Raw genomic sequence first — 24,141 nt, 5'->3', positions numbered from 1 at the left:
CCCTCGGCCCCGTTTCCGCCCTGCCGATACGTTGGAAACGGGCAGTCGGCGGCGGTGTCCTGACCCCGAGCAGGAGCACGGCTGGGAATCACCGGCATGATGGTGCCTGGCGGCCCGCACAGGCCGCGCCCGTTGCCCGGCAAGCCGAGAGAGGGACATGAGGAAGACGTTGACGCAGGCCGGACGGCCTGCGGGGAGTGTGGTGTAAGGCCGTGCATATCGTGATCATGGGCTGCGGCAGAGTGGGTTCCGCTCTCGCCCAGAACCTGGAGCAACAGGGGCACACGGTCGCTGTGATCGACCAGGACCCCACCGCCTTCCGACGCCTGGGCTCCTCCTTCGGCGGCCGCCGGGTCACCGGAGTCGGTTTCGACCAGGACACACTGCGCGAGGCCGGCATCGAGGAGGCCGGCGCGTTCGCCGCCGTCTCCAGTGGCGACAACTCCAACATCATCGCCGCGCGCGTGGCCCGCGAGATGTTCGGCATCGAGAACGTCGCCGCCCGCATCTACGACCCCCGACGGGCCGAGGTCTACCAGCGCCTGGGCATTCCGACGGTCGCCACGGTGCGCTGGACCGCCGACCAGATGCTGCGCCGCCTGCTGCCGTCCGGCGCCGAGCCGCTGTGGCGCGACCCCACCGGCGGCGTACAACTCGCCGAGGTGCACGCCTCGGCCGCCTGGGTCGGCCACAAGATCAGCACGCTGCAGGAGGAGACGGGCGTCCGCGTGGCGTTCCTGACCCGCCTCGGCGAGGCGATCCTGCCCACCTCGCAGACGGTGCTGCAGGAGGGCGACCTGGTGCACGTGATGATGCGTACGGACGACGTCGAGAAGATCGAGGCGGCGTTCGCCGAGGGCCCGCAGGAAGGCGGTCACTGATGAGGGTCGCCATTGCCGGAGCCGGTGCGGTGGGCCGCTCGATCGCGGGCGAGCTCCTGGAGAACGGCCACGAGGTCCTGCTCGTCGACAAGGCGCCGACCGCCATCTCGGTCGAGCGCGTCCCGCAGGCGGAGTGGCTGCTCGCCGACGCCTGCGAGATCACATCGCTCGACGAGGCGGCGCTCCAGCGCTGCAACGTCGTGATCGCCGCGACGGGCGACGACAAGGTCAACCTGGTCGTCTCCCTGCTGGCCAAGACGGAGTACGGCGTTCCGCGCGTCGTCGCCCGCGTGAACAACCCGAAGAACGAGTGGCTGTTCAACGAGTCCTGGGGCGTCGACGTCGCCGTCTCCACCCCGCGCCTGATGTCGGCCCTGGTCGAGGAGGCGGTGAGCGTCGGCGACCTGGTCCGGCTGCTCCGATTCAGCCACGGCGACGCCAACCTCGTCGAACTCACCCTCCCCGAGGAGTCCGCCCTGGCGGGCACCCAGGTCGGCGACGTGGAGTGGCCCGAGGACACCTCCCTGGTCACCATCATCCGCGGCACCCGCGTCCTCACCCCGTCCCGGGAGGACTCCCTGGAAGCGGGCGACGAACTGCTCTTCGTGGCCGCGCAGGCCCGGGAGGAGCAGCTGGAGGACCTGCTGTCGGTACGTCGGGAAGACGCGTCGAGCTGACCTCTGGTGCTGTGACCGGAAAGGTTCACCGGCTCGCGACGCCCGGCACGGCTCCTCGCCGCGTTGTCGCATGACCCGAGTACATCCAGTACGCGGGTCATGCTCCGCCTTACGAGGCACCGCACCGGACGCCGCGAGCTTTCCGGCAAACCTTTCCGGTCACAGCACTGGACGCCGGTCGGGCCATCTCTTCTCAGCCCGTCCGGCGTTCGAGGACGTGGCCGTTCAGGCCGAAGCGGGGGTCTGGGGGCGGCAGCCCCCAGGCACGGCCGCCCACACACCGCGCACTACGCGTCCCGACGGTGCCGCCCACCCGCCTCCGCGGCCGTGCGCTCCTCCTCCGCCTTCTCCGCAGCCTCCATCTCGGCGAACACATCAATCGGCGCGGGCGCCTTCGCCAGGAACACCCACGTCAGCCACACAGCCAGCAGGAACGGCGGAATCTTCAGAGCCACCAGCACCCAGCCCAGCTGCGCCGTGTTCGCCCACCAGTACAGCGGGAAGAGGATCGCGCACTTGGCGAGCAGGATCAGCCCCCAGGCCCAACTGGCCTTGGTGTACGCCTTCTTGCGCCCCGGATTCCGTGTGCGCCAGGAGAGGTTCTCCTTGAAGACCGGTCCGAGCATCAGCCCGATCAGCGGCACACCGCACAGCGCCGTGATGATGTACGCCAGCGACAGCCCCAGCGTGTAGAGCATGCCGGGCAGATAGAAGTCCTTGGCGTTGCCGGTCATCATCGCGAAGACCACACCGAAGGCGACACCGAAGACACCGCTGAAGGCGTGCTTCACCGTGTCCTTCATGACCAGCCGGACCACGACCAGGACCAGCGACACCGCGAGCGCGGCGATCGCGGACATGTGGAGGTCCTTGTTGATCGTGAAGATGGTGACGAAGAGGAGGCCGGGGACCACCGTCTCAACCATGCCCCGGACCCCGCCGAACGCCTCGAACAGCGCTGCCTCCGTCACCGCCCGGGCATCCTGCTGCTGAGTCTCTTCGGTCGGCTTGTCGAGCGACGTCACCGGCTACTCCCGTCCGAGGGGCCTGAGTTCGTACTTGGGGTTGAACAACACCCGGCGACCGCGGCTCATCGAGATCCGGCCGGATGCGATCAGCCTGCGCCCGGGTTCTATCCCCACTATGGAACGCCTGCCGAGCCACACCACGTCCAGCGCGGCGGAGCCGTCGAACAGCTCGGCCTCCAGGGCCGGGACGCCCGCGCGCGGTCGCAGGGTGACCGTGCGCAAGGTACCAGTAACCGTCACGATCTGCCGGTCATGGCAGTCGCCGATGCGCGTACATCCGGTGGTCTCGGCGTCCTCGCGCAGCTCCTCCGACTCCAGGTCCTCCTGGGACGAGGAAAGCCGGTCGAGCATGCGCCGGAACCGGCCCACCGGCTTTTCGGGGCGAGGAACAGCAGTCATATCTGAAGCGTACCGGGGCCCGCTGACGGCAACGTACTCCTGGGCCGGGGCCCCGTAGGACGCTGCTCACTTCTCGAACCGGTACCCCATTCCCGGCTCCGTGATGAAGTGCTTCGGGTGCGACGGATCGGCCTCCAGCTTTCTTCGCAGCTGGGCCATGTAGACCCGCAGATAGTTGGTCTCCGTCCCGTACGACGGCCCCCACACCTCCTGCAACAGCTGCCGCTGGCTGACCAGCCGCCCCGTGTTGCGCACCAGCACCTCCAGCAGATGCCACTCCGTGGGCGTCAGCCGTACGTCCTTCCCGCCCCGGTTCACCTTCTTCGCCGCCAGGTCGACGGTGAACTCGCCCGTCTCCACCATCACGTCGTCCTCGCCGGCCCCGGCCGGTTCGGCGCGGCGGACCGCTGCGCGCAGCCGTGCCAGCAGCTCGTCCATACCGAAGGGCTTGGTCACGTAGTCGTCGGCGCCCGCGTCCAGCGCCTCGACCTTCTCGTCGGAGGAGTGCCGTGCGGACAGCACCAGGATCGGCACACGCGTCCAGCCGCGCAGGCCCTTGATCACCTCGACGCCGTCCATGTCGGGCAGGCCCAGGTCGAGGACGACCACGTCGGGGTGGCGTGCGGCCGCCAGCTCCAGGGCGGTGGCGCCGTCGTGCGCCGCGTCGACCTCGTACTTGCGCGCCTTCAGATTGATCACGAGGGCGCGCACGATCTGCGGCTCGTCGTCGATCACGAGCACCCGGGTCATGAGACCTGCCTTTCCGGTTCCACGGGACGGGCCTGTGCGGCGTCCGCTTCGAGAGGCTCCGCGCGCGATCGGGCCGCACGGAGCGTCAGCACCATGGTGAGGCCGCCCCCGGGTGTGTCCTCGGCGTTGAGCGTGCCGCCCATGGCCTCGGCGAACCCGCGCGCGACCGCGAGGCCGAGGCCCACGCCCGCACCGCGCGGGGCGTCACCGTAGCGCTGGAAGGGCTCGAATATGCGCTCCTTCGCCTCGTCCGGCACACCTGGCCCCCGGTCGACGACCCGCACCTCGACCCGGTCGGCGATGGCGCTGGCGGCGACCAGGAGGGTCCCGCCGGGCGGGCTGTACTTCACGGCGTTCTCGACCAGGTTGCCCACCGACCGCTCCAGCAGCCCCGGATCCACGGCCACCATGGGCAGGGTCTCCGGGATGTCCAGTTCCACACTGTCCACGCTGTCCTCGGGCACCCCGCCCAGCGCCATCGGCACCACCTCGTCGAGGTCGATCTCCCGGATCAGCGGGGTGACCGTGCCGGTCTGGAGCCGTGACATGTCCAGCAGGTTGCCCACCAGGTGGTCGAGCCGGTCGGCCCCCTCCTCGATGCCCTCCAGGAACTCCGACTGGTCCTCCTCCGACCAGGCCACGTCGTCGGATCTCAGGCTGGAGACCGCCGCCTTGATCCCCGCCAGGGGCGTACGGAGGTCGTGGCTGACGGCGGCCAGCAGCGCTGTGCGGATGCGGTTGCCCTCGGCGAGCGCGCTGGCCCGGTCGGCCTCCTCCTGGAGGCGGCGGCGGTCCAGCACCACGGCGGCCTGCGCGCCGAACGCGCCCAGCACCCGGCGGTCCTCGGCGGGCAGCACCCGGCCGGTGAGCGCCAGGGCCATGTGGTCCCCGACCGGCACATCCACGTCCGCGGCCTCGGGCCGGTCCACCGGCCGCCCCAGGCCGACGTGTCCCGCGCAGGTCCACGGGTCGACATCGCCGCGCCGCTCCAGCAGGGCCGCCGACTCCATGCCGAAGGTCTCGCGCACCCGCTCGAGCAGCGCCTCCAGGCTGGTCTCGCCCCGCAGTACGTTGCCGGCGAGGAAGGAGAGGATCTCCGACTCCGCGCGCAGCCGCGCCGCCTGGTGGGTCCGGCGGGCCGCCAGGTCCACCACCGACGCCACCGACACCGCGACGCCCACGAAGATCGCTATGGCGACGATGTTCTTGGGGTCGGCGATCAGCAGCCGGTGCAGGGGCGGTGTGTAGAAGTAGTTCAGCAGCAGCGAGCCGAAGGCCGCCGAGGCGAGCGCCGGCAGGAGCCCGCCGAGCAGCGCCGCCGCCACCGTCAACGTCAGGAACAGCAGCATGTCGTTGGCGAGGCCGAGGTGGACGGTGTTCAGCAGCACCGCCAGGATCGCGGGTCCTGCCACGCCGACCACCCACCCCCAGATGATCCGGGCCCGCCCGAGCGGGGCGCCCCGCGCCACCGGCAGACCGCGCCCCCTGGCGACCTCGTCGTGGGTCACGATGTGCACGTCGAGGTCGGGCCCCGACTCCCGTGCGACCGTCGCGCCGACACCGGGTCCGAAGACGTACTGCCAGCTCTTTCGGCGCGAGGAACCGAGGACGATCTGCGTGGCGTTGGCCCCGCGGGCGAACTCCAGCAGCGCGGCCGGTATGTCGTCGCCGACGACGTGGTGGAACGTACCGCCGAGATCCTCGACGAGGGTGCGCTGCAGGGTCAGTTCCTTGGGTGAGGCCGAGGTCAGCCCGTCGCTGCGCGCTATGTACACGGCCAGCACCTCGCCGCCGGCGCCCTTCTGCGCGAGCCGGGCCGCCCGCCGGATCAGCGTGCGCCCCTCGGGGCCACCGGTCAGACCGACCACGATCCGCTCCCGCGATCCCCAGATCGCCGACACCTGGTGGTCGCTGCGGTACTGCTTGAGGTACTCGTCGACCCGGTCGGCCACCCACAGCAGCGCGAGCTCCCGCAGCGCGGTGAGGTTGCCCGGCCGGAAGTATTTCGACAGGGCCGCGTCGACCTTGTCCGGCGTGTAGATGTTGCCGTGTGCCATGCGTCGGCGCAGCGCCTGCGGCGACATGTCCACCAGCTCGATCTGGTCGGCGCGGCGGACGATCTCGTCGGGCACGGTCTCTCGCTGCCGCACCCCCGTGATCGACTCCACCACGTCCCCCAGCGACTCCAGGTGCTGGATGTTCACCGTCGAGACCACGTCGATCCCGGCGACGAGCAGTTTCTCCACGTCCTGCCATCGCTTGGCGTTGCGCGAGCCCGGGACGTTGGTGTGAGCCAGTTCGTCCACCAGGGCGACCTGGGGATGGCGGGACAGGACGGCGTCGACGTCCATCTCGGTGAAGGCCGTGCCCCGGTATTCCAGTTCCTTGCGCCGGACCTGCTCGAGCCCGTGCAGCAGCACCTCGGTGCGCGGCCGGCCGTGGTGCTCCACGAAGGCGACCACGCAGTCGGTACCCCGTTCGACCCTCCGGTGCGCCTCGGACAGCATCGCGTAGGTCTTGCCCACGCCCGGTGCCGCGCCGAGATAGATCCGAAGTCTGCCGCGTGCCATGGCCTCATTGTCTTCCGGTAACCCCTGCCTACGCAGCGTCGACCTTACGGCCAACGATGCCGACAAAGGGGGCGAGGAAGGGCTCAGGGGACACCTTTGACGCAACCCTGACGCCCCGGACGCGAACCGGTGCCTGTCTGCAATCCCCCGCCTCATGTGCTCTCCCCGTGATCCCCCTGGCCGGTGCCGGTCCCGCGCTCGCGGCTGGCGTCCGGCCCCTCGGCGGCTCCTCCGCCCTCACTCCTCCATCGGACGAGCCCACCGAATCGGTTCACACGAAATTCTCACCGTGCGTGAGTGTCTCCCGGACGAGGAACGTGAGCGTCTCCCGGACGAGCCCGAGCCGAGCCCGGACCTGCGAAAGGGCCGCACCCCGAGGGGTACGGCCCTGTGTTGCTTCTGCCCGCTAGCGGACCTCGGTGATCTCCGGGCCGCGCTGCAACTGCCCCATGCCGCCGGAGAAGCGCGACCCGCCCTCGTCCTGCTGCACGCCCTCGGGCACCATCTGCGCGTCGTTCGGCAGCTTCAGGACAATCGGGTCGCGAGGCGCCATCGGGCCTTCACCGCGGACCACGACCGTGTCCCGGAAGATCTGCTCCAGCAGACCGGCGGCCTGCGGCTGCACCGCGCCCTGCCCCGAGATCACACCGCGCAGGAACCAGCGGGGCCCGTCCACACCGACGAACCGCACCACCTGGAAGCCGCCCGTGCCGTCCGGCAGTTGCACCGGCACCTGAGCGCGCAGTTCCCAGCCCAGCGGGCCTTCGACCTCGTCGATGATGCCGCCCTGCTGAGTGATCCCGGCGCCGATCTCCTCGCGCACCTCGCCCCAGATGCCCTCGCGCTTGGGCGCCGCGAAGGCCTGGAGCTGGATGGCGCTGTCGCGCAGGACGACCGTCGCCGCGACGATCGCGTCGCCCGCGACCTCGACCCGCAGCTCCATGCCGTCGACCCCCGGCACGAACAGACCGCCGAGATCCACCCGGCCCTCGGCCGGGTCACGGACCTCGGAGCTGTCCCAGGGCCCGTCGGGCCGCGGCTCCGGCTCGAGCTTCACACGCTCGCGCTCACCGTCTTCCTCGTCCGCCTCAGTGTCGACACTGTCGACGACCTGCTCGGCCTCGCCGGCCGCGTCCTCGGCGGCATCCTTCTTCTTGCGACGTCCGAACACGTCACTGTCCTTCCCGGTCGGATACGACCGATGCGTATCGATTCCCACCCGTCGCGCCGCCCTCGGCGGCCTGACCCCTTGTGTCACTTGCGCCGTCCACCGCGGCGTGGCCACCGGTGGACCCGAAGCCCCCCTCGGCCCGCGCCGAATCGGGAAGTTCCGCGACCTCCTGGAAGCGGACCCTCTCGACCTGCTGGACGACCAGTTGGGCAATCCGGTCGAAGCGCTCGAACCGCACGGACTCGCGCGGGTCGAGATTCACCACGATCACCTTGATCTCCCCACGGTACCCGGCGTCAACCGTCCCCGGGGCATTCACGAGAGCGACACCGCACCGGGCGGCGAGCCCCGAACGCGGGTGCACGAAGGCCGCGTACCCCTCCGGCAGCGCGATGGACACCCCCGTGGGCAGCACGGCCCGCTCGCCCGGCCTCAGTTCACAGCTCTCGGTGGTCCGCAGATCGGCCCCCGCGTCACCGGGGTGCTCGTACGCCGGAAGCGGTACGTCGGGGTCGACGCGCCGGATCAGGACGTTCAGGGACTCACGGCCGACGGGGCTCACGGGGCTCACGGGTTCACCTCGAAGGCGCGGGCGCGCCGGACCTGGTCCGGGTCGCTCATCGCGGCCTGGATCTCTTCCTCGCGGCCGTGGTTGACGAAGTGCTCCACCTTGACCTCGATGAAGAGGGCGTCGGCCCGGACGGCCACGGGCCCCTCGGGGCCGCCGATGCGGCCGGTGGCGGTCGAGTAGATCTTGCGCCCGGCCACGGCGGTCACCTCGGCCTCCACGTACAGCGTGGTGCCCACGGGCACGGGCCGCACGAAGTCGGTCTCGAGGCGGCCGGTCACGGCGATCGTGCGCAGCAGCCAGTTCAGCGAGCCGAGGGTCTCGTCGAGGGCGCTCGTGAGGACCCCGCCGTGCGCGAGCCCGGGAGCTCCCTGGTGGGCGGCCTGCACGGTGAACTCGGCGGTGACGGTGACCCCCTCACCGGCCCGTGCCTCGACGTGCAGCCCGTGCGGCTGCTCACTGCCGCACCCGAAACACTGTTCGTAGTGGGCACCGAGGAGCTCACCGGGCGCGGGAGCGTCGGGGTGCCGCACCGGTCGCACGGCGTCGGCGGGAGGATCGACAGCTGCGGAAGTACCACTCACAGCCGCAGACCTTACCCGCGCGTCGGCCATATACGGACACCGTGCCAAGCTTGGCTCCATGCAGCTCTCCGCGGCCCCGTACGAAGAACGTCTCACCGCCCCCCGCTCCTGGTGGTTGATCTCCTTCCTGGTGGGGGTTTCGTTCGCCCTCGTCCTGCTTCCCTTCGGCACGCTGCCGATGCTCGGCGGCCTGGCCGGCGGCACCGCGGTCGCGGCCGTCGCAGCCAGTTCGTACGGCTCGATCCGCATCCGAGTAGTGGGCGACTCCCTGCTCGCCGGCGAGGCGAAGATCCCGGTGGCGGCCCTGGGCGAGGCGGAGGTCCTGGACGCGGAGGAGGCCAGGGCCTGGCGCACCTACAAGGCGGACACCCGCGCGTTCCTGCTGCTGCGCTCCTACATCCCCACCGCCCTGCGGGTGGAGGTCACCGACCCCGAGGACCCGACGCCGTACCTGTACCTGTCGACGCGGGAGCCGGAACGCCTGGCGCAGGCTCTTGAGGCCGCCCGGACGGCCGCCGCGTAGGACCGCCCGCGCGCCGTCAGCCTCTGCGGTTCTTGCGCCGGCCGAGTTGTTTGGGGATCTCCCCCATCGTCAGGGGGTCCGCCGGTGTCTCCAGCGGCGGCAGGGCGGGCAGCTCGTCCCACGGCACCTGCATCTTCCGCAGGTCCGTCCGGATGCGTGCCGCGACCTTCTTCGTGTCCCGCCGGTTCATGACCGCCCCGACGGCGGCTCCCACCATGAACGGCATGAGATTCGGCAGGTCGCGCACCATCCGCTTCATGATCTGCTGGCGGAGTTCGCGCTTCATCGGGCCCCCGAGGGCCGAGTTGAAGGACGACGGCTTCATCACGTCGATCCCGCGCTCTCCCGACCACGAGCCGAGATAGGCGGTGCTGCGGTCCTTCAGGTTGCCCGGCGGCCGCAGGCCGTACACCTCGTGCAGTTCGGCGATGAGTTTCAGCTCGATCGCCGCGACCCCGGTGATCTCCGCGGCCAGTTCGGCCGGCATGGCGGGTGGCACCGGCAGCATCGCCGCCGCTCCGACGCCCGCTCCGACCGTCGCCGTGGCGCTCGCCGCGCCCGCCACGAGCTTGTCCGCGAGCTCTTCGGGCCCCAGGCCCGGGAACTGCCTGCGGAGCGTCTCCAGGTCGCGTACGGGCACGCGCGGGGCGAGTTCGACGATCCGGTCGGCGAGGTACGCCAGACCCGCCTTTGCCCGGTCCCCGCCCTTACGGACGCCTTCTCTGGCCATCTCGCCGGCCTTGCCCCGTATCACCGCGGCCCGTCGCCTGGCGACGGGCGCGGGGCTCTGCACCGGCACCGGGAGGTCAGCCCGGTCGTTCGCCGGTTCGAGCGAGGCTTGTCCCCCGGGGACCGCTTCCCCGCGGGATGAGCCCCGCTCGTCGTCACGCACGCCGTGAGGGCCGTCGGACGGCCCTTTGTCCGCTCCCCACAGGGGGAAGCGGCGCTTCCGAGGAGGGGTCGAGCCAGTCACGGCCGACCCGTCCTCAGTCGCAGTCGCGGCAGATCGGCTGCCCGTTCTTCTCGCGGGCCAGCTGGCTGCGGTGGTGCACCAGGAAGCAGCTCATGCAGGTGAACTCGTCCTGCTGCTTGGGCAGCACCCGGACGGCCAGCTCCTCGTTGGAGAGGTCGGCGCCCGGCAGTTCGAGGCCCTCGGCGGCCTCGAATTCGTCCACGTCGACCGCGGAGGCCGACTTGTCGTTACGACGAGCCTTCAGTTCTTCAAGGCTGTCCGAGTCGACGTCGTCGTCGGTCTTGCGTGGGGTGTCGTAATCGGTTGCCATTGTCGCTCTCCCCCTCTGGGTGTCTGCGTTGTCTCCAGCGCACGTAACGCGTGAGAGGCCGGACTTGTGCCCGACCCGAGGCGGAGATTTTGCCTCACATCAAGGTCTGTTACTCAATCGACACCCAACCCGACTCCTCAAGAGTGGTCGGCATGGATGGCGATCGGGACCGTACACGGTCCGAATGCCGCACTTCAAAGGCGTCTCACCGTGTACTTCCCGTGATCAGGACCCCCGAAAACCCGGATTTTCCCGGCTTTCCGGCAGGCCTCATGATCACGCAGAGTAGATGGCCAGAAAATCGCCCTTGTGATCGATCACACACGGGGGCGCCGGAACAGGGTCCCGAAAATTCCGCGTACAGCGAACATCCTCGCGTGTGTCGCGACATGATCTCAGACGGGCAGGGTGACTCGCATCACCAGCCCTCCCCCTTCGCGCGGTGTCGCCGCGATATGCCCGCCGTGCGCCCGTGCCACGGACCGGACGATGGACAGGCCGAGGCCGACGCCCTTGTCGCTGCCCGTGCGCTCCGTACGCAGCCGCCGGAACGGCTCGAAGAGGTTGTCGATCTCGTACGCCGGCACGACCGGCCCAGTGTTCGAGACCACCAGAACCGCCTGGCCGTGCTGGATCTCGGTGAAGACCTCGACCCAGCCGTCCTCGGGCACGTTGTACCGCACCGCGTTCTGCACCAGGTTCAGGGCGATGCGCTCCAGCAGCACGCCATTGCCCTGGACGACCGCGGGCTCACGCTTGCCGCGGATCTCCACGCCCTTGGCCTCCGCCTCGCCGTGCACCTGGTCGAGGGCCTGGGAAGCCACCTCCGCCAGATCGACCGGCTTGCGCTCGACGATCTGGTTGTCGCTGCGGGCGAGCAGCAGCAGCCCCTCCACGAGCTGCTCACTGCGCTCGTTGGTCGCCAGCAGCGTCTTGCCGAGCTGCTGCAGCTCCACCGGCGCGTTGGGGTCGGACAGATGCACCTCGAGCAGCGTGCGGTTGATCGCCAGCGGAGTTCTCAGCTCGTGCGAGGCGTTCCCGACGAAGCGCTGCTGAGCCGTGAAGGCCCGCTGGAGCCGCTCCAGCATGTCGTCGAAGGTGTCGGCCAGCTCCTTCAGCTCGTCGTCCGGGCCGTCCAGCTCGATACGACGGGACAGGTCCGAGCCCGCCACCGCCCGCGCGGTGCGGGTGATCCGGCCGAGCGGGGACAGCACGCGCCCGGCCATGGCGTAGCCGAAGGCGAAGGCAATGATCGCCAGGCCCAGCAGGGCCAGCAGGGAGCGGCTGAGCAGGTCGTCCAGCGCGTGCTGACGCTGCTCGTTCACACACCCGTTCATGGCGTGGTTGAGCTCGGTCGCGGTCGGTTCCGCCGGGAAGTTGCAGACTTCGCTGGCCACCTGGCCCGAGAGGATCTTGAAGGGCAGTTCACTGCCCACTTTGAGCGCGTTCGCGGCCAGCAGATAGATGATCGACAGCAGCAGGATGCCGGCGATCAGGAACATGCCGCCGTAGAGCAGCGTGAGCCGTATCCGGATGGTCGGGCGCAGCCACGGGAACGGGGGCTGCGGCCTCCTGGGGTCCCACGTGGGCTTCGGGGGCGCCTGGGCAGGCGCGGGCGTCGCGGCCACCGGGGATCAGATCCGGTAGCCGGAGCCGGGGACGGTGACGATCACCGGGGGCTCGCCCAGCTTCCGGCGCAGCGTCATCACGGTGACGCGCACGACGTTGGTGAACGGGTCGGTGTTCTCGTCCCAGGCCTTCTCGAGCAACTGTTCCGCCGAGACGACCGCGCCCTCGCTGCGCATCAGCACCTCCAGGACGGCGAACTCCTTGGGAGCGAGCTGGACCTCCTTGCCGTCGCGGAAGACCTCGCGGCGGTTCGGATCGAGCTTGATCCCGGCGCGCTCCAGGACCGGCGGCAGAGGCACGCTCGTACGGCGGCCCAGGGCACGCACGCGTGCCGTCAGCTCGCTGAATGCGAAGGGCTTGGGAAGATAGTCGTCGGCGCCGATCTCCAGACCCTCGACACGGTCGCTGACGTCGCCGGACGCCGTGAGCATCAGCACGCGCGTGGGCATGCCCAGCTCGACGATCTTGCGGCAGACGTCGTCGCCGTGCACGAGCGGGAGGTCTCGGTCGAGGACGACGACGTCGTAGTCGTTGACGCCGATGCGCTCCAGGGCGGCCGCACCGTCGTACACGACGTCGACGGCCATGGCCTCCCGGCGCAGTCCGGTGGCCACCGCATCGGCGAGCAGTTGCTCGTCCTCGACGACGAGTACGCGCACGTCGCTTGTCCTTCCTGTGTCCACCCGCGTAGCGCTCGATGAGCGCACGCGGGCAGGAGTGTTGACGGGTGTGTGGCTCCATCCTGCCCTTTTCAGCCATAAGTCGGCTGTAAGACGGTGAGCGCGGTCCGAAGGACAGGTATGAGGCGGGGGAATGCGAGATTTTCTCGTTCCGTTGAGGTTTCCGCGGAAGGGAGCGGGGGGAGGACGGCTTTACACCCCGCGATCACGCTCTGCATGTGCCGTACCACCATGCGGCACGCCGCGACCCGCTTGCAGCAGAGTGGGCGTGGGTGTCCGGCACCGTCGCCGCCCGGCCTGGGCAGCGCTGGGCACCTACTGGAGACGTGATCGCCCCTTCCGAACGGCACACCCCCGTGCCATCGACCCACGACCCAGGACGAGGGGGCGCAGCATGGACGCATTCACCGCAGGACTTCTGCAGCGCATAAGGGCGACCGAGTCCGACCTGACGCGGGCTCGCGACGAGGGCGACGACTTCCTCGTCGAAGTGGAGCAGGGCGAGCTCGACGACCTGCGCCGCCTCGCCGCCGACCACGGTGTGGAAGTCGGTGCGTTCAGCGTCTGATCGGCGCAGCACAGCGGGGCCCCGGCGAATCCAGCGCCGGGGCCCCGCTGTTTTGCTCGATCGCCTGCGGGGTCAGTCGTGCCAGGCCCCGAAGTCCTCCAGAAGGCGCTGGAGGGGCTCGAAGACGCCGGGGGTGCCCGCGACTGCCAGGCCGCGTGACGGGCGCTCTCCGGGGCGTCCACCGGTCAGCGCGCCCGCCTCCCGGGCGATGAGGTCGCCCGCGGCGAGGTCCCAGGGGTGCAGGCCGCGCTCGTAGTAGCCGTCCAGGCGGCCCGCGGCGACATCGCACAGGTCGACCGCGGCCGAGCCGGCGCGGCGGATGTCACGCAGGAGGGGGATCAGCTTGTGGGCGACCTCCGCCTGGTGGGCGCGGACCTCGGTGACGTAGTTGAAGCCCGTGGAGACCAGGGCCTGCTCCAGGGGCGGGGCCGGGCGGCAGGACAGCCTGCGCTCGCCCTCCCAGGCGCCGGTGGCCCAGGCTCCGCCGCCGCGAACGGCGTGGTACGTCTCGCCGCGCATCGGGATGACGACCACGCCGACGACGGTCTCGCCGTGCTCCTCGGCCGCGATGGAGACGGACCAGGTGGGGAGCCCGTACAGGTAGTTCACGGTGCCGTCGAGGGGGTCGATCACCCAGCGGATGCCGGTGGTGCCCTCGGTGGCGGCGCCCTCCTCGCCGAGGAAGCCGTCGTCGGGACGGTGGTCGGCGATGAGGCCGGTGATCAGCCGCTCCGCGGCGATGTCCATCTCGGTGACCACGTCGATGGGGCTCGACTTGGTCGCTGCGACCGCGAGGTCGGCCGGGCGGCCGTCGCGCAGCAGTTCGCCGGCCCGGCGGGCGGCCTCGTGCGCGAGCTTGAGCAGGTCCGAGTGCAGGGAGTCGGTCACGGGGCTCCTCAGGCGTAGGGGCTGTCGGCGCCCGCGGCGGCGGGGCGGGGGGCGCGGGCCGGGCAGCAGCCCACGGGGCAGAGGTCGTGGCTCGCGCCGAGGGCGCCCAGGGCGCAGGGCGTGGCCTCGCGGCCGCTCTCGACCGTGGCGCGCTCGAGGACGAGCTCGCGGATCGCGGCGGCGAAGCGGGGGTCGGCGCCCACCGTGGCCGAGCGGCGCACCGGCAGGCCCAGTTCTCCTGCCTTGGTCTTGGCCTCCGTGTCGAGGTCGTAGAGGACCTCCATGTGGTCGGAGACGAAGCCGATGGGGGCCATCACGACGGCGGGGACTCCAGCGGCGTGGCGCTCCTCGAGGTGGTCGCAGATGTCGGGCTCCAGCCAGGGGATGTGGGGGGCGCCGGAGCGGGACTGGTAGACGAGTTGCCAGGGATGGTCGACGCCGGTGCGCTCGCGGACGGCGTCGGCGATGAGCTGTGCCACGTCCAGGTGCTGTCTGACGTACGCGCCGCCGTCGCCGTGGTCTTCGAGCGGGCCTGAGGTGTCGGCGGACGCCGTCGGGATGGAGTGGGTCGTGAAGGCGATGTGGGCGCCGTCCCGGACCTCCTCGGGGAGGCCGGCGAGGGACTCGATCACGCCGTCGATCATGGGCTCGAGGAAGCCCGGGTGGTTGAAGTAGTGGCGCAGCTTGTCGACCTTCGGCAGGTCGAGGCCCTCGGACTCCAAGGCGGCCAGTGCGTCGGCGAGGTTCTCGCGGTACTGGCGGCAGCCGGAGTACGAGGCGTAGGCGCTGGTGGCGAGGACGAGGATGCGTCGGCGGCCGTCGGCGGCCATCTCGCGCAGGGTGTCGGTCAGGTACGGGGCCCAGTTGCGGTTGCCCCAGTAGATCGGCAGATCCAGGCCGTGGTCGGCGAAGTCCTTGCGCAGGGCGTCCAGCAGGGCACGGTTCTGGTCGTTGATGGGACTGATCCCGCCGAACAGGAAGTAGTGCTGACCGACTTCCTTGAGGCGTTCCTTGGGGATGCCGCGCCCTCGCGTCACGTTCTCCAGGAAGGGGACCACGTCGTCCGGGCCTTCCGGGCCGCCGAAGGAGAGCAGGAGCAGGGCGTCGTAGGGGGTGACATCGAGCGCGTCTGGCATGAGTCGATCCTGCCACCCGGCACCGACAGCCGGGAAACGGCGGGGTGACCAGTGGGGTACCGGTCCGTTTTCCCGGTAGCCGTACCGACCTGTTTCCCATTGAGTTAGGGTTGCCTAACTCTCGTAAGTTGTATCGGCCGCATACGGGCCTTACGAGCCACTTCGTTCACGCCGCGCCGAGCCGTCGCGCGCGTGACCGGACCCATCGGAGAGCCACGTGCCCAGCCCCTACATCGCATTGTTCGCAGCGCCCGGCTCCAAGGGTTTCTCCGCTGCGGGGTTCATCGGCCGGATGCCTCTGTCGATGATGGGCATCGGCGTGGTCACGATGATCTCCCAGCTGACCGGACGCTACGGGCTTGCGGGCGCGCTGTCGGCGACCATCGCGCTGGCCGCCGCGGTGCTCGGGCCGCAGATCTCACGACTGGTGGACCAGTACGGGCAGCGCAGGGTGCTGCGTCCCGCGACCCTCGTCGCGCTCACCTCGGCGGCCGTGCTGCTGCTCGCCGCGCACTACCGCTGGCCGGACTGGGTGCTGTTCGTCTGCTCCGCCGGCGTCGGCTCCGTGCCGAGCCTCGGGGCGATGATCCGCGCGCGCTGGGCCGCGCTGTACCGGGGCACCCCGCAGCTGCACACCGCGTACTCCTTCGAGTCCGTGGTGGACGAGGTGTGCTTCATCTTCGGGCCGATCATCTCCATCGGTCTGTCGACGGCCTGGTTCCCGGAGGCGGGGCCGCTGCTGGCGGCCTGCTTCCTCGCCGTCGGCGTCTTCTGGCTGACCGCGCAGCGCGCCACCGAGCCCGCGCCGCATCCGCGCGAGCACCGCGGCGGCGGCTCGGCGCTGCGCTCGGTCGGCCTCCAGGTCCTGGTGGCCACCTTCGTGGCGACCGGGGCGATCTTCGGGGCCGTCGACGTGGTCACCGTCGCCTTCGCCGACGAGCAGGGCCACAAGGGCGCCGCGAGCGTGGTCCTCGCCCTCTATGCGGCGGGATCGTGCGTTGCGGGCATCGTGTTCGGGCTGATGCGCTTCAAGGGAGCGCCCGAACGTCGCTGGCTGCTGGGCGTCTTCATGATGGCCGTGAGTATGATCCCCCTCCTACTGGTCGGAAACTTGCCGCTTCTGGCCGTGACGCTCTTCGTTGCGGGACTGTCCATCGCACCCACGATGATCACGACCATGTCCCTCATCGAGGAGCACGTACCACGCGCACAACTGACCGAGGGCATGACCTGGGTGAGCACCGGGCTCGCGGTCGGGGTCGCGCTCGGCTCCTCCGCGGCCGGCTGGGTGATCGACGCGGCCGGTGCGCGGGCCGGGTACGGGGTTCCGGCGGTGTCCGGAGCCGTCGCGGTCGCGGTCGGTTTCCTGGGGTACCGCCGGCTCAGCAGGCCGGCTCCGCGTCGGGGAGGCACCGTTGAGCAGCACAGCGAGCGGCAGGAACGGCACGTGGCGTAACTGGGGAGGCAATGTCTCCGCGCGCCCCGCGCGGGAGGCCACGCCCGCCTCCGTCGAGGAGCTGGCCGCGGCCGTACGCAGGGCCGCTGAGGACGGTCTGAAGGTCAAGGCGGTCGGAACCGGGCACTCCTTCACGTCGATCGCCGCCACCGACGGTCTGTTGATCCGCCCTCAACTGTTGACGGGCATACGCGCCATTGACCGGGAGGCGATGACCGTCACGGTCGAGGCCGGCACCCCGCTCAAGAGGCTCAATGTGGCGCTCGCGCGGGAGGGCCTGTCGCTCACGAACATGGGCGACATCATGGAACAGACGGTCTCCGGAGCTACCAGCACCGGCACGCACGGCACGGGCCGCGAGTCCGCCTCGATCGCCGCGCAGATCAAGGGGCTGGAACTGGTCACGGCCGACGGGTCGGTGCTCACCTGCTCCGAGAAGGAGAACCCCGAGGTCTTCGCGGCCGCCCGGATCGGCCTGGGTGCCCTCGGCATCGTCACCGCGATCACGTTCGCCGTGGAGCCGATCTTCCTGCTCACGGCGCGCGAGGAGCCGATGCCGTTCGACAAGGTGCTCGCCGACTTCGACGAACTCTGGGCGGAGAACGAGCACTTCGAGTTCTACTGGTTCCCGCACACCGGCAGCACCAACACCAAGCGCAACAATCGCAGCGCTGGTCCGGAGAAGCCGGTGCCGCAGCTCCAGGGCTGGTTCGAGGACGAGTTCCTCTCCAACGGCGTCTTCCAGGTGGCCCAGTGGGTCGGCCGGGCAGTGCCCGGCACGATCCCGACGATCGCCCAGATCTCAAGCAAGGCCCTGTCCGCGCGCACCTACACCGACATTCCCTACAAGGTGTTCACCTCTCCGCGCCGGGTGCGGTTCGTGGAGATGGAATACGCCGTCCCGCGCGAGGCCGTGACCGAGGCGCTGCGCGAGTTGAAGGCCATGGTCGACCGCTCCCCCCTGCGGGTCAGCTTCCCGGTCGAAGTGCGCACCGCTCCCGGCGACGACATCACCCTGTCCACGGCCTCCGGGCGCGACAGCGCCTACATCGCCGTCCACATGGCCAAGGGCACGCCCTACCAGGGGTATTTCACGGCCGCGGAGCGCATCTTCACCGCGCACGAGGGTCGGCCGCACTGGGGCAAGGTGCACACGCGGGACGCGGACTACTTCGCGGGGGTGTATCCACGCTTCGGCGAGTTCAGGGCACTGCGGGACCGGCTCGACCCCGACCGGCGGTTCCAGAACGACTACTTGCGCAGGGTCCTGGGGGCGTAGAAGGGCCAAGAGGGGCGCGCATGAGTCGAGGGGGCGCGGGGAAGCCGAGGGGGCGTGAGGAATTACCCAGGGGGCAACGATCGCTCCGTTTCTGTCGATTGCGTGAAGTACGCCACTTTCAAGATCTCGAAAATCACGTGACAGACGGCCGGGCCCCATGTCTTGCGAGAAGTTGGGCGGCGCGCCAATCCACGCACGTGGCCCGAATGGAGTACTGTTGCGAGCCCTGGGCCCGGTCTCCCACCAGGGTGTCCCGGGCCTTGCTGGACCGCCGGGAGGGGGGCTAGTTGCACAGGGTGACGGAGTTGGTCACTTAGCGTTGCGAATAGGTAACCGTGCCATAACGGCGATCCAGGGCCCGTGCCCGACACGCCGGGCAACTCGGCAAGGTTGTGGCAGGCTGCACCCGGGCAGGCCACACTCGACTAGCGGAAGCAGCGACGCACGTGACGTCGGCAGGCACCACCCGGGAGGTCCCCATGCCCGAACTGCGTGTCGTGGCCGTCTCGAATGACGGCACACGGCTGGTGCTGAAGGCTGCGGACAGCACGGAGTACACGCTTCCGATTGACGAGCGTCTGCGCGCCGCCGTCCGCGGCGACCGTCCCCGCCTCGGCCAGATCGAGATCGAGGTGGAGAGCCATCTCCGCCCCCGTGACATCCAGGCGCGGATACGTGCTGGCGCGACGGCGGAAGAAGTCGCCCAGATGGCCGGCATCCCCGTCGATCGCGTACGCCGCTTCGAGGGCCCCGTGCTGGCCGAGCGGGCGTTCATGGCCGAGCGGGCCCGCAAGACACCCGTCCGCCGCCCCGGCGAGAACGCCGGACCCCAACTCGGCGAGGCCGTCCAGGAGCGACTGCTGCTGCGTGGCGCCGAGAAGGACACCGTGCAGTGGGACTCCTGGCGCCGCGACGACGGCACCTGGGAGGTCCTGCTGGTCTACCTGGTCGCGGGTGAACCGCACTCGGCGAGCTGGACCTACGATCCGCCACGCAGACTCGTCCAGGCCGTCGACGACGAGGCACGCTCACTGATCGGCGAGTCCGATGACCTCGCCGCACCCGAGCCCAGTTTTCCGTTCGTACCGCGTATCGCCCGGCTGCCGCGCGACCGCACGCTCGATCGCGCCCCCGACCGGCCGAGTCTGCCGGCGCAGGCGTCCGAGCCGGCCGAGGAGAGCACGGGTGAACGGGACTCGCTGACCAGCCTGTTGGAAGCCGTGCCGAGCTTCAGAGGCGACCTGGTCGTCCCGGAGCGCCCGGTGGAGACCTCGGAGGAACCGCCCGACGAGCCGGTCGCCGCCGAGGAGGAGCCCCCGGCTCCCGCCGCCTCCGCCGGTTCCGCCTACGCGGACGTGCTCATGCCCCGCTCGGTCGGCAGCCACCGCGACCGGCTGGTCGGCTCCACCGACCGCCAGGCCGAGGCGGACGGCGTCCGCCCCGGTCGCCGGGCCGCGGTCCCCAGCTGGGACGAGATCGTGTTCGGCACCCGGCGCAAGAAGCAGGAGTAGCCGACCGTACGAGGACGACGGGCCCGCGCCGAAGTCGACGCGGGCCCCGTCCGCTTGTGTTGCCGCCGCTACTGGGGATCGGGTCCCACGGCGACCGGTCGGGAGCGGTCCGAGGACCATTCCGACCAGGAGCCGACGTAGAGCGCCGCCGGCACCCCGGCCACGGCCAGCGCCAGCACTTCGTGCGCCCCTGACACGCCCGAACCGCAGTAGACACCCACCTCGGTGCCGTCACCGGCCCCCAGCGCCTTGAAACGCGCCCTCAGCTCCTCGACGGGCAGGAACCGGCCGTCCGACCCCACGTTCTCGGTGGTGGGCGCCGAGACCGCCCCCGGAATGTGGCCGCCGACCCGGTCGATCGGCTCCACCTCACCGCGGTACCGCTCCCCCGCGCGCGCGTCGAGGAGCACTCCGGCGCGGGCCAGCGCCGCGGCGTCATCGGCGTCGAGCAGGTCCGCGGGCGCGGGCACCGGCTCGAAGTCGCCCTCGGCGGGCGTGGGCACCTCCACCGACAACTGTTCCTGCCAGGACGGCAACCCGCCGTCGAGGACCCGCACGTCCGGGTGACCCGTCCAGCGCAGCATCCACCACGCGCGGGCCGCCGCCCAGCCCTGTCCGCCGTCGTACACGACGACCGGCGTCGCGGCCGACACACCGGCCCGGCGCATGGCCGCGCCGAACTCCGCCACGTCGGGCAGGGGATGGCGGCCCCGCTCGCCGGGCGGGCCGGCCAGCTCCCGGTCCAGGTCCACGTAGACCGCGCCGGGGATGTGCCCGGCCTCGTACTCGGCCCGGCCGTCGAAGGGCGGCTCCCCGGCCGCCTTGGCCACGCTGAGCTGCCAGCGGACGTCGAGCAGCACCGGTGGGTTCTCCCCCGTCAGGGCGCCCTCGAGTTCGGATGCGGAGATGATGGCGTTCATGGCCCCATCCTCGCGCACGGGGTGGCCGCATCGTCCAGGTCCGGTTACTCTGCTCCGCCGGACAGGCCCGATCACGGGGCGTACCGTATCGGGCACGTGCGGTACAGCCGATCGACACCCGTCGGCAAGCGCGCGGAAACGGACCGGGAACCGCACACAGGGCACTCTACGGTCACGGGGCGGCATACCGGCGGCACGCCCGAGCACCCGGCACCACGGGTGCTGCGAGCATCGGCACGGGGTCCGGACAGCGGAAGCGAAAACGCGGCCACCGCGAGGGGCCGAGAAGAGAGTGACGATGACCGAGGCACGGAGGTCGGCCGGCCTGAACGACGAGGCGCACGCCAGGTACGTGCCCGGCACGCCCTGCTGGGTGAGTCTGATGGTGCACGGGCTGGCCGCGACCCAGGAGTTCTACCGTGAGCTGTTCGGCTGGGAGTTCGAGCCCGGCCCTCAACAACTCGGGCCCTACGTAAGAGCCCTGCTCGACGGCCGCGAAGTGGCCGGCATCGGGCAACTTCCCCCCGACCGGCATCTCCCCATCGCCTGGACGCCCTACCTCGCCTCCGACGACGTGGACCTGACGGCTGAAACGGTACGGCTGTGCGGCGGCACCATCGGCGTCGGACCGCTGGACGCCGCCGAGGCCGGGCGCCTCGCGATCGGCTCGGACCCCTCGGGCGCCGTCTTCGGCATCTGGCAGGCGGGGGCACACGGTGGCATCCGTGTCACCGGCGTGCCCGGGACGCCCGCCTGGAACGAACTGCTGACCTCCGAGACCGTGAGCGTCACCAAGTTCTACAAGACGGTGTTCGGCTACGAGGAGGAGCCGGTGGTCTCCGCCGACTTCGACTACGTCACCCTGCACGTCGACGGCCGCCCGGTCGCCGGTGTCCACGGCGTGGGCCACGCCCTGCCCCGGGAGCGGGGGCCGCACTGGCTGACGTACTTCGAAGTGGCGGACACGGACGAGGCGCTGGACCGACTCGTCGGCCTGGGCGGGCATGTCCTTCAAGGGGCCCACGACAGCGCCCACGGTCGCGTGGCCACCGTGGCCGACCCGGAGGGCGCCCGCTTCTCCCTGATCCAGGGGCCCCGCTGACGCCGAGGGCGCCGTCGCCCGCAGCGGCGTTCTAGGAGACCGAGGACACCGGCAGCACGTCCGGCGACAAGGCCGCCGCGCGGGCCGAGGCGGCTGTCATGCGGCGCCTGTGGTGCCGACGGCACAGCACCTCGTAGCCGATGGCGTCCGCCTGGTTGACGTCGCCGACGACGACCTGGGCGCCCTCGACGACCATGACGCCCCCTACCGTGCGGGCGTTGTGGGTGGCGCGGGCGCCGCACCAGCACAGGGCCTCGACCTGGAGCACCTCGACCCGGTCGGCGAGTTCCACGAGGCGCTGGGAGCCGGGGAACAGCTTGGAGCGGAAGTCGGTCGTGATGCCGAAGGCGTACACATCGATGCTCAGATCGTCGACCACGCGCGCGAGCTGGTCGATCTGCTCCGGCGCCAGGAACTGCGCCTCGTCCGCGATCACATAGTCCGCGCGGCCGCCGTGGGAGAGGTGGTCGACGATGTACGCGTAGAGGTCCTGTCCGTCCTCGACCTCGACCGCGTCGGTGACCAGGCCGAGGCGCGAGGACAGCTTGCCCTCGCCCGCGCGGTCGTCGCGGGTGAGGATCACACCCTGCAGACCGCGCGCGGAGCGGTTGTGCTCGATCTGGAGAGCCAGCGTCGACTTCCCGCAGTCCATGGTTCCGGAGAAGAAGACCAGCTCGGGCATGGCGAGTTGAGCACCTTTCGGCGAAGAGGGCGTGAGGAGGCGTGTAGGTCAGGAGCGTACTTCGAGCAGGGGAATCAGTTGCTCGGCAGGGGTCATGGAACCGTGGTTGCCGACCATCGCCGACTCCTTGGGCTCCCGCTCCGAGGCGATGAGCAGGACGTCGTCGTGGGCGGCCGCGACCACGTCACCGATACGGGCGTACACGCGTTCGTCGAAACGGTCGGGCGGACCGAACCAGCCCGCCGCGATCGCCTCGTCCCGTGAGGCCACCCAGAACTGCTCGCCGAGCACCTCGCGCCAGCAGGTCACGACGTCGTTCTCGGCGCCCGGAACCGCGTAGACGTGGCGGGCGCGGCCCTCGCCGCCCAGCAGGGCGACTCCGGCGCGCAACTCCCAGTCCTCGTCGAAGTCGATGCGGTGCTGCTCGTCGAAGGGCACGTCGACCATGCCGTGGTCGGCGGTGACGTAGAGCGCGGTGCGCGGCGGCAGCTGCTCGGCCAGGCGCTGGACGAGCCGGTCGACGTACATGAGCTGGCCGCGCCATGTGTCCGACTCCATGCCGTAGCGGTGGCCGGCGCCGTCGAGCTCGGCGTAGTAGGTATAGACGAGGGAGCGGTCACCGGCGGCCAGTTGTTCGGCCGCGAGGTCCATGCGCTCCTCGCCGGCCAGCCGCCCGAGGAACGTTCCGCCACTGAGCGCGACCTTGGTGAGCGGGGTGTTCTCGAAGGTGGGGGACGACACCTGGGCGGCGTGGATGCCCGCCTGATCGGCCAGCTGGAAGACGGTGGGGTACGGCTGCCAGACGCGCGGCGACGTCCACGGCTGCCAGCGCAGCTGGTTCATCAGCTCGCCGGTGGCCGGGTTGCGGACCGTGTATCCGGGCAGGCCGTGCGCGCCCGGCGGGAGGCCGGTGCCGACGGAGGCGAGGGAGGTCGCGGTGGTCGCCGGGTAGCCGGCGGTGAGCGGGCGGCCGGTGCCTCCACGGGAGCTCGCCAGGAGCGAGGTCATGAAGGGGGCCTCGTCCGGGTGTGCCTTCAGCTGCTCCCAGCCCAGGCCGTCGATCAGGAACACGCAGTTCCGGTCGGCGGGGGTGAGCTCCTGGATGGCGGCCTTCATCGCCGGTACGCCCATGCCCGCGGCCAGCGTGGGCAGCAGGTCGGCGAGCGAGCCGCTGCCGTACTCGGGGAGCGGCGCGGAGCCGAGGGCGAGAGGTTCCGGGTGGTCCCAGGGGACGGACTGGACCATCAGCGGGTTTGGTCCGCGGTCGCCTCGGAGAGCGACTGCGCGAAGGCGAGGGCCTGGCGCACCGTCTCGGGGCCGTCCCCGGCCTCGCTGACACGCAGGCTGAGGTCGTCCGCGGTCGAGTTACCCGCGTAGCCGTGGTCGGCTTCGCAGTTGGGGTCCCCGCAGGCGGCGGGCTCCAGATCGATGCGGGAGACGGCGCCCCAGCCGATGGTCAGCACCACCTCGCGGGGCAGCGTGCCCGGCGTGTACGACTCCGGGTTGGCGACCACACGGCTGACGACGACCGAGGAGATCCGGCTGAGTTTCACGGACTCCGTGGACGTGGTGGCGTACGGCGTCGGGGAGGTGCTGTCGGCGGCCTGCTCGTCGGTGTGGCTGACGATGAAGCGGTTGCCGGTGAGGACCAGCACGGTCACGTGCCGCCGCACCTCGTTCTGGTCGAACGTCGTCTCCTGGTGGACCAGGTACGACCGGATGGGCTCACCGCCCACGGCGGTCTCCACCGCCTCGGCCACGAGGGCCGGGTAGTAGCCGCTGCGCTCGATCGCCGCTCGCAGCCCCTGGGTCGTCGTACTGGTCTTGGCCATGTCGTCCATCCTACGGGGGTGCAC

25 protein-coding genes are annotated in these 24,141 nt (G+C 70.6%); 8 read left to right on the top strand and 17 right to left on the bottom strand.

Annotated features, from left to right (window positions below):
- Positions 1-212 precede the first annotated feature (212 nt).
- Positions 213-881: a potassium channel family protein gene (locus AC067M_RS15275; RefSeq protein WP_478697464.1), complete on the top strand. Its 669-nt coding sequence runs from the start codon at positions 213-215 to the stop codon at positions 879-881.
- Positions 881-1,558, top strand: coding sequence for a potassium channel family protein (locus tag AC067M_RS15270; RefSeq protein WP_478697463.1), 678 nt, complete (start codon positions 881-883; stop codon positions 1,556-1,558). The genes AC067M_RS15275 and AC067M_RS15270 overlap by 1 nt, the downstream gene beginning before the upstream one ends.
- A 287-nt stretch (positions 1,559-1,845) precedes the next feature.
- Here AC067M_RS15270 and AC067M_RS15265 read toward each other — a convergent pair whose 3' ends face one another.
- The 7 genes from AC067M_RS15265 to AC067M_RS15235 form a co-directional block, all read right to left on the bottom strand.
- Positions 1,846-2,583, bottom strand: coding sequence for a DUF3159 domain-containing protein (locus AC067M_RS15265; RefSeq protein WP_478697462.1), 738 nt, complete (start codon positions 2,581-2,583; stop codon positions 1,846-1,848).
- Positions 2,584-2,586: 3 nt separating this feature from the next.
- The gene (locus AC067M_RS15260; RefSeq protein ID WP_478697461.1) at positions 2,587-2,985 is read right to left on the bottom strand and encodes an OB-fold nucleic acid binding domain-containing protein; all 399 of its coding nucleotides are present in this window, start codon (positions 2,983-2,985) and stop codon (positions 2,587-2,589) included.
- 66 nt (positions 2,986-3,051) lie between these two features.
- Positions 3,052-3,735 (bottom strand): response regulator, encoded by a 684-nt coding sequence (locus AC067M_RS15255; protein ID WP_478697460.1) that lies wholly within the window; start codon positions 3,733-3,735, stop codon positions 3,052-3,054.
- Positions 3,732-6,305, bottom strand: coding sequence for an ATP-binding protein (locus tag AC067M_RS15250; protein ID WP_478697459.1), 2,574 nt, complete (start codon positions 6,303-6,305; stop codon positions 3,732-3,734). The genes AC067M_RS15255 and AC067M_RS15250 overlap by 4 nt, the downstream gene beginning before the upstream one ends.
- Before the next feature lie 406 nt (positions 6,306-6,711).
- Positions 6,712-7,476, bottom strand: coding sequence for a DUF3710 domain-containing protein (locus AC067M_RS15245; protein WP_478697458.1), 765 nt, complete (start codon positions 7,474-7,476; stop codon positions 6,712-6,714).
- 1 nt (position 7,477) lies between these two features.
- A complete protein-coding gene (dut, locus tag AC067M_RS15240; RefSeq protein WP_478697568.1) occupies positions 7,478-8,038 on the bottom strand; it encodes a dUTP diphosphatase in 561 nt (186 codons plus the stop codon).
- Positions 8,039-8,043: 5 nt separating this feature from the next.
- On the bottom strand, positions 8,044-8,628 hold the full coding sequence (locus tag AC067M_RS15235; RefSeq protein ID WP_478697457.1) for a PaaI family thioesterase: 585 nt from the start codon (positions 8,626-8,628) through the stop codon (positions 8,044-8,046).
- Between the two features lie 58 nt (positions 8,629-8,686).
- Here AC067M_RS15235 and AC067M_RS15230 point away from each other — a divergent pair, with 58 nt between their 5' ends.
- The gene (locus AC067M_RS15230; RefSeq protein ID WP_478697456.1) at positions 8,687-9,151 is read left to right on the top strand and encodes a DUF3093 domain-containing protein; all 465 of its coding nucleotides are present in this window, start codon (positions 8,687-8,689) and stop codon (positions 9,149-9,151) included.
- 16 nt (positions 9,152-9,167) lie between these two features.
- On the opposite strand, the gene AC067M_RS15225 is transcribed toward AC067M_RS15230, so the two are convergent.
- From AC067M_RS15225 to AC067M_RS15210, 4 genes are all read right to left on the bottom strand, one after another.
- A complete protein-coding gene (locus tag AC067M_RS15225; protein ID WP_478697455.1) occupies positions 9,168-10,124 on the bottom strand; it encodes a hypothetical protein in 957 nt (318 codons plus the stop codon).
- Positions 10,125-10,137: 13 nt separating this feature from the next.
- Entirely contained in the window at positions 10,138-10,434 is a 297-nt protein-coding gene (locus AC067M_RS15220) for a DUF4193 domain-containing protein (RefSeq protein WP_003993510.1), read from the bottom strand.
- Positions 10,435-10,829: 395 nt separating this feature from the next.
- On the bottom strand, positions 10,830-12,062 hold the full coding sequence (locus AC067M_RS15215; protein ID WP_478697454.1) for a sensor histidine kinase: 1,233 nt from the start codon (positions 12,060-12,062) through the stop codon (positions 10,830-10,832).
- Between the two features lie 6 nt (positions 12,063-12,068).
- Positions 12,069-12,722 (bottom strand): response regulator transcription factor, encoded by a 654-nt coding sequence (locus AC067M_RS15210; protein ID WP_007385219.1) that lies wholly within the window; start codon positions 12,720-12,722, stop codon positions 12,069-12,071.
- A 415-nt stretch (positions 12,723-13,137) separates the two neighbouring features.
- Here AC067M_RS15210 and AC067M_RS15205 point away from each other — a divergent pair, with 415 nt between their 5' ends.
- Positions 13,138-13,311 carry a hypothetical protein gene (locus tag AC067M_RS15205; protein ID WP_166662622.1) on the top strand — a complete coding sequence of 58 codons (174 nt, stop codon included), beginning with the start codon at positions 13,138-13,140 and terminating at the stop codon, positions 13,309-13,311.
- A 72-nt stretch (positions 13,312-13,383) separates the two neighbouring features.
- On the opposite strand, the gene AC067M_RS15200 is transcribed toward AC067M_RS15205, so the two are convergent.
- Complete coding sequence (locus tag AC067M_RS15200) at positions 13,384-14,199, bottom strand: inositol monophosphatase family protein (RefSeq protein WP_478697453.1); 816 nt, start codon at positions 14,197-14,199, stop codon at positions 13,384-13,386.
- A gap of 8 nt (positions 14,200-14,207) precedes the next feature.
- The gene (locus AC067M_RS15195; RefSeq protein ID WP_478697452.1) at positions 14,208-15,335 is read right to left on the bottom strand and encodes a ferrochelatase; all 1,128 of its coding nucleotides are present in this window, start codon (positions 15,333-15,335) and stop codon (positions 14,208-14,210) included.
- A gap of 217 nt (positions 15,336-15,552) precedes the next feature.
- Between AC067M_RS15195 and AC067M_RS15190 the strand changes: the two genes are divergently transcribed.
- The 3 genes from AC067M_RS15190 (at position 15,553) to sepH (ending at position 19,581) form a co-directional block, all read left to right on the top strand.
- A complete protein-coding gene (locus AC067M_RS15190; protein WP_478697451.1) occupies positions 15,553-16,791 on the top strand; it encodes an MFS transporter in 1,239 nt (412 codons plus the stop codon).
- Complete coding sequence (locus AC067M_RS15185) at positions 16,751-18,070, top strand: D-arabinono-1,4-lactone oxidase (protein WP_478697450.1); 1,320 nt, start codon at positions 16,751-16,753, stop codon at positions 18,068-18,070. Before AC067M_RS15190 ends, AC067M_RS15185 begins: the two co-directional genes overlap by 41 nt.
- A 479-nt stretch (positions 18,071-18,549) precedes the next feature.
- Complete coding sequence (gene sepH, locus AC067M_RS15180; RefSeq protein ID WP_478697449.1) at positions 18,550-19,581, top strand: septation protein SepH; 1,032 nt, start codon at positions 18,550-18,552, stop codon at positions 19,579-19,581.
- Positions 19,582-19,649: 68 nt separating this feature from the next.
- Here sepH and AC067M_RS15175 read toward each other — a convergent pair whose 3' ends face one another.
- A complete protein-coding gene (locus AC067M_RS15175) occupies positions 19,650-20,501 on the bottom strand; it encodes a sulfurtransferase (RefSeq protein WP_478697448.1) in 852 nt (283 codons plus the stop codon).
- Between the two features lie 298 nt (positions 20,502-20,799).
- Between AC067M_RS15175 and AC067M_RS15170 the strand changes: the two genes are divergently transcribed.
- Positions 20,800-21,603, top strand: a complete 804-nt coding sequence (locus AC067M_RS15170) for a VOC family protein (RefSeq protein WP_478697447.1) — start codon at positions 20,800-20,802, stop codon at positions 21,601-21,603.
- A 31-nt stretch (positions 21,604-21,634) separates the two neighbouring features.
- Here AC067M_RS15170 and AC067M_RS15165 read toward each other — a convergent pair whose 3' ends face one another.
- Genes AC067M_RS15165 through AC067M_RS15155 form a run of 3 tightly spaced genes read right to left on the bottom strand, consistent with a single transcriptional unit; the run spans position 21,635 to position 24,126 of the window.
- Positions 21,635-22,285, bottom strand: coding sequence for a thymidine kinase (locus AC067M_RS15165; RefSeq protein ID WP_478697446.1), 651 nt, complete (start codon positions 22,283-22,285; stop codon positions 21,635-21,637).
- A 48-nt stretch (positions 22,286-22,333) separates the two neighbouring features.
- Positions 22,334-23,530, bottom strand: coding sequence for an alkaline phosphatase family protein (locus AC067M_RS15160; RefSeq protein ID WP_478697445.1), 1,197 nt, complete (start codon positions 23,528-23,530; stop codon positions 22,334-22,336).
- Positions 23,530-24,126, bottom strand: coding sequence for a DUF5998 family protein (locus tag AC067M_RS15155; RefSeq protein WP_478697444.1), 597 nt, complete (start codon positions 24,124-24,126; stop codon positions 23,530-23,532). The genes AC067M_RS15160 and AC067M_RS15155 overlap by 1 nt, the downstream gene beginning before the upstream one ends.
- Positions 24,127-24,141 lie beyond the last annotated feature (15 nt).

The sequence above is a fragment of the Streptomyces sp. NPDC043427 genome, from assembly GCF_056436655.1.
This window is presented reverse-complemented; position numbering and strand designations above follow the sequence as displayed.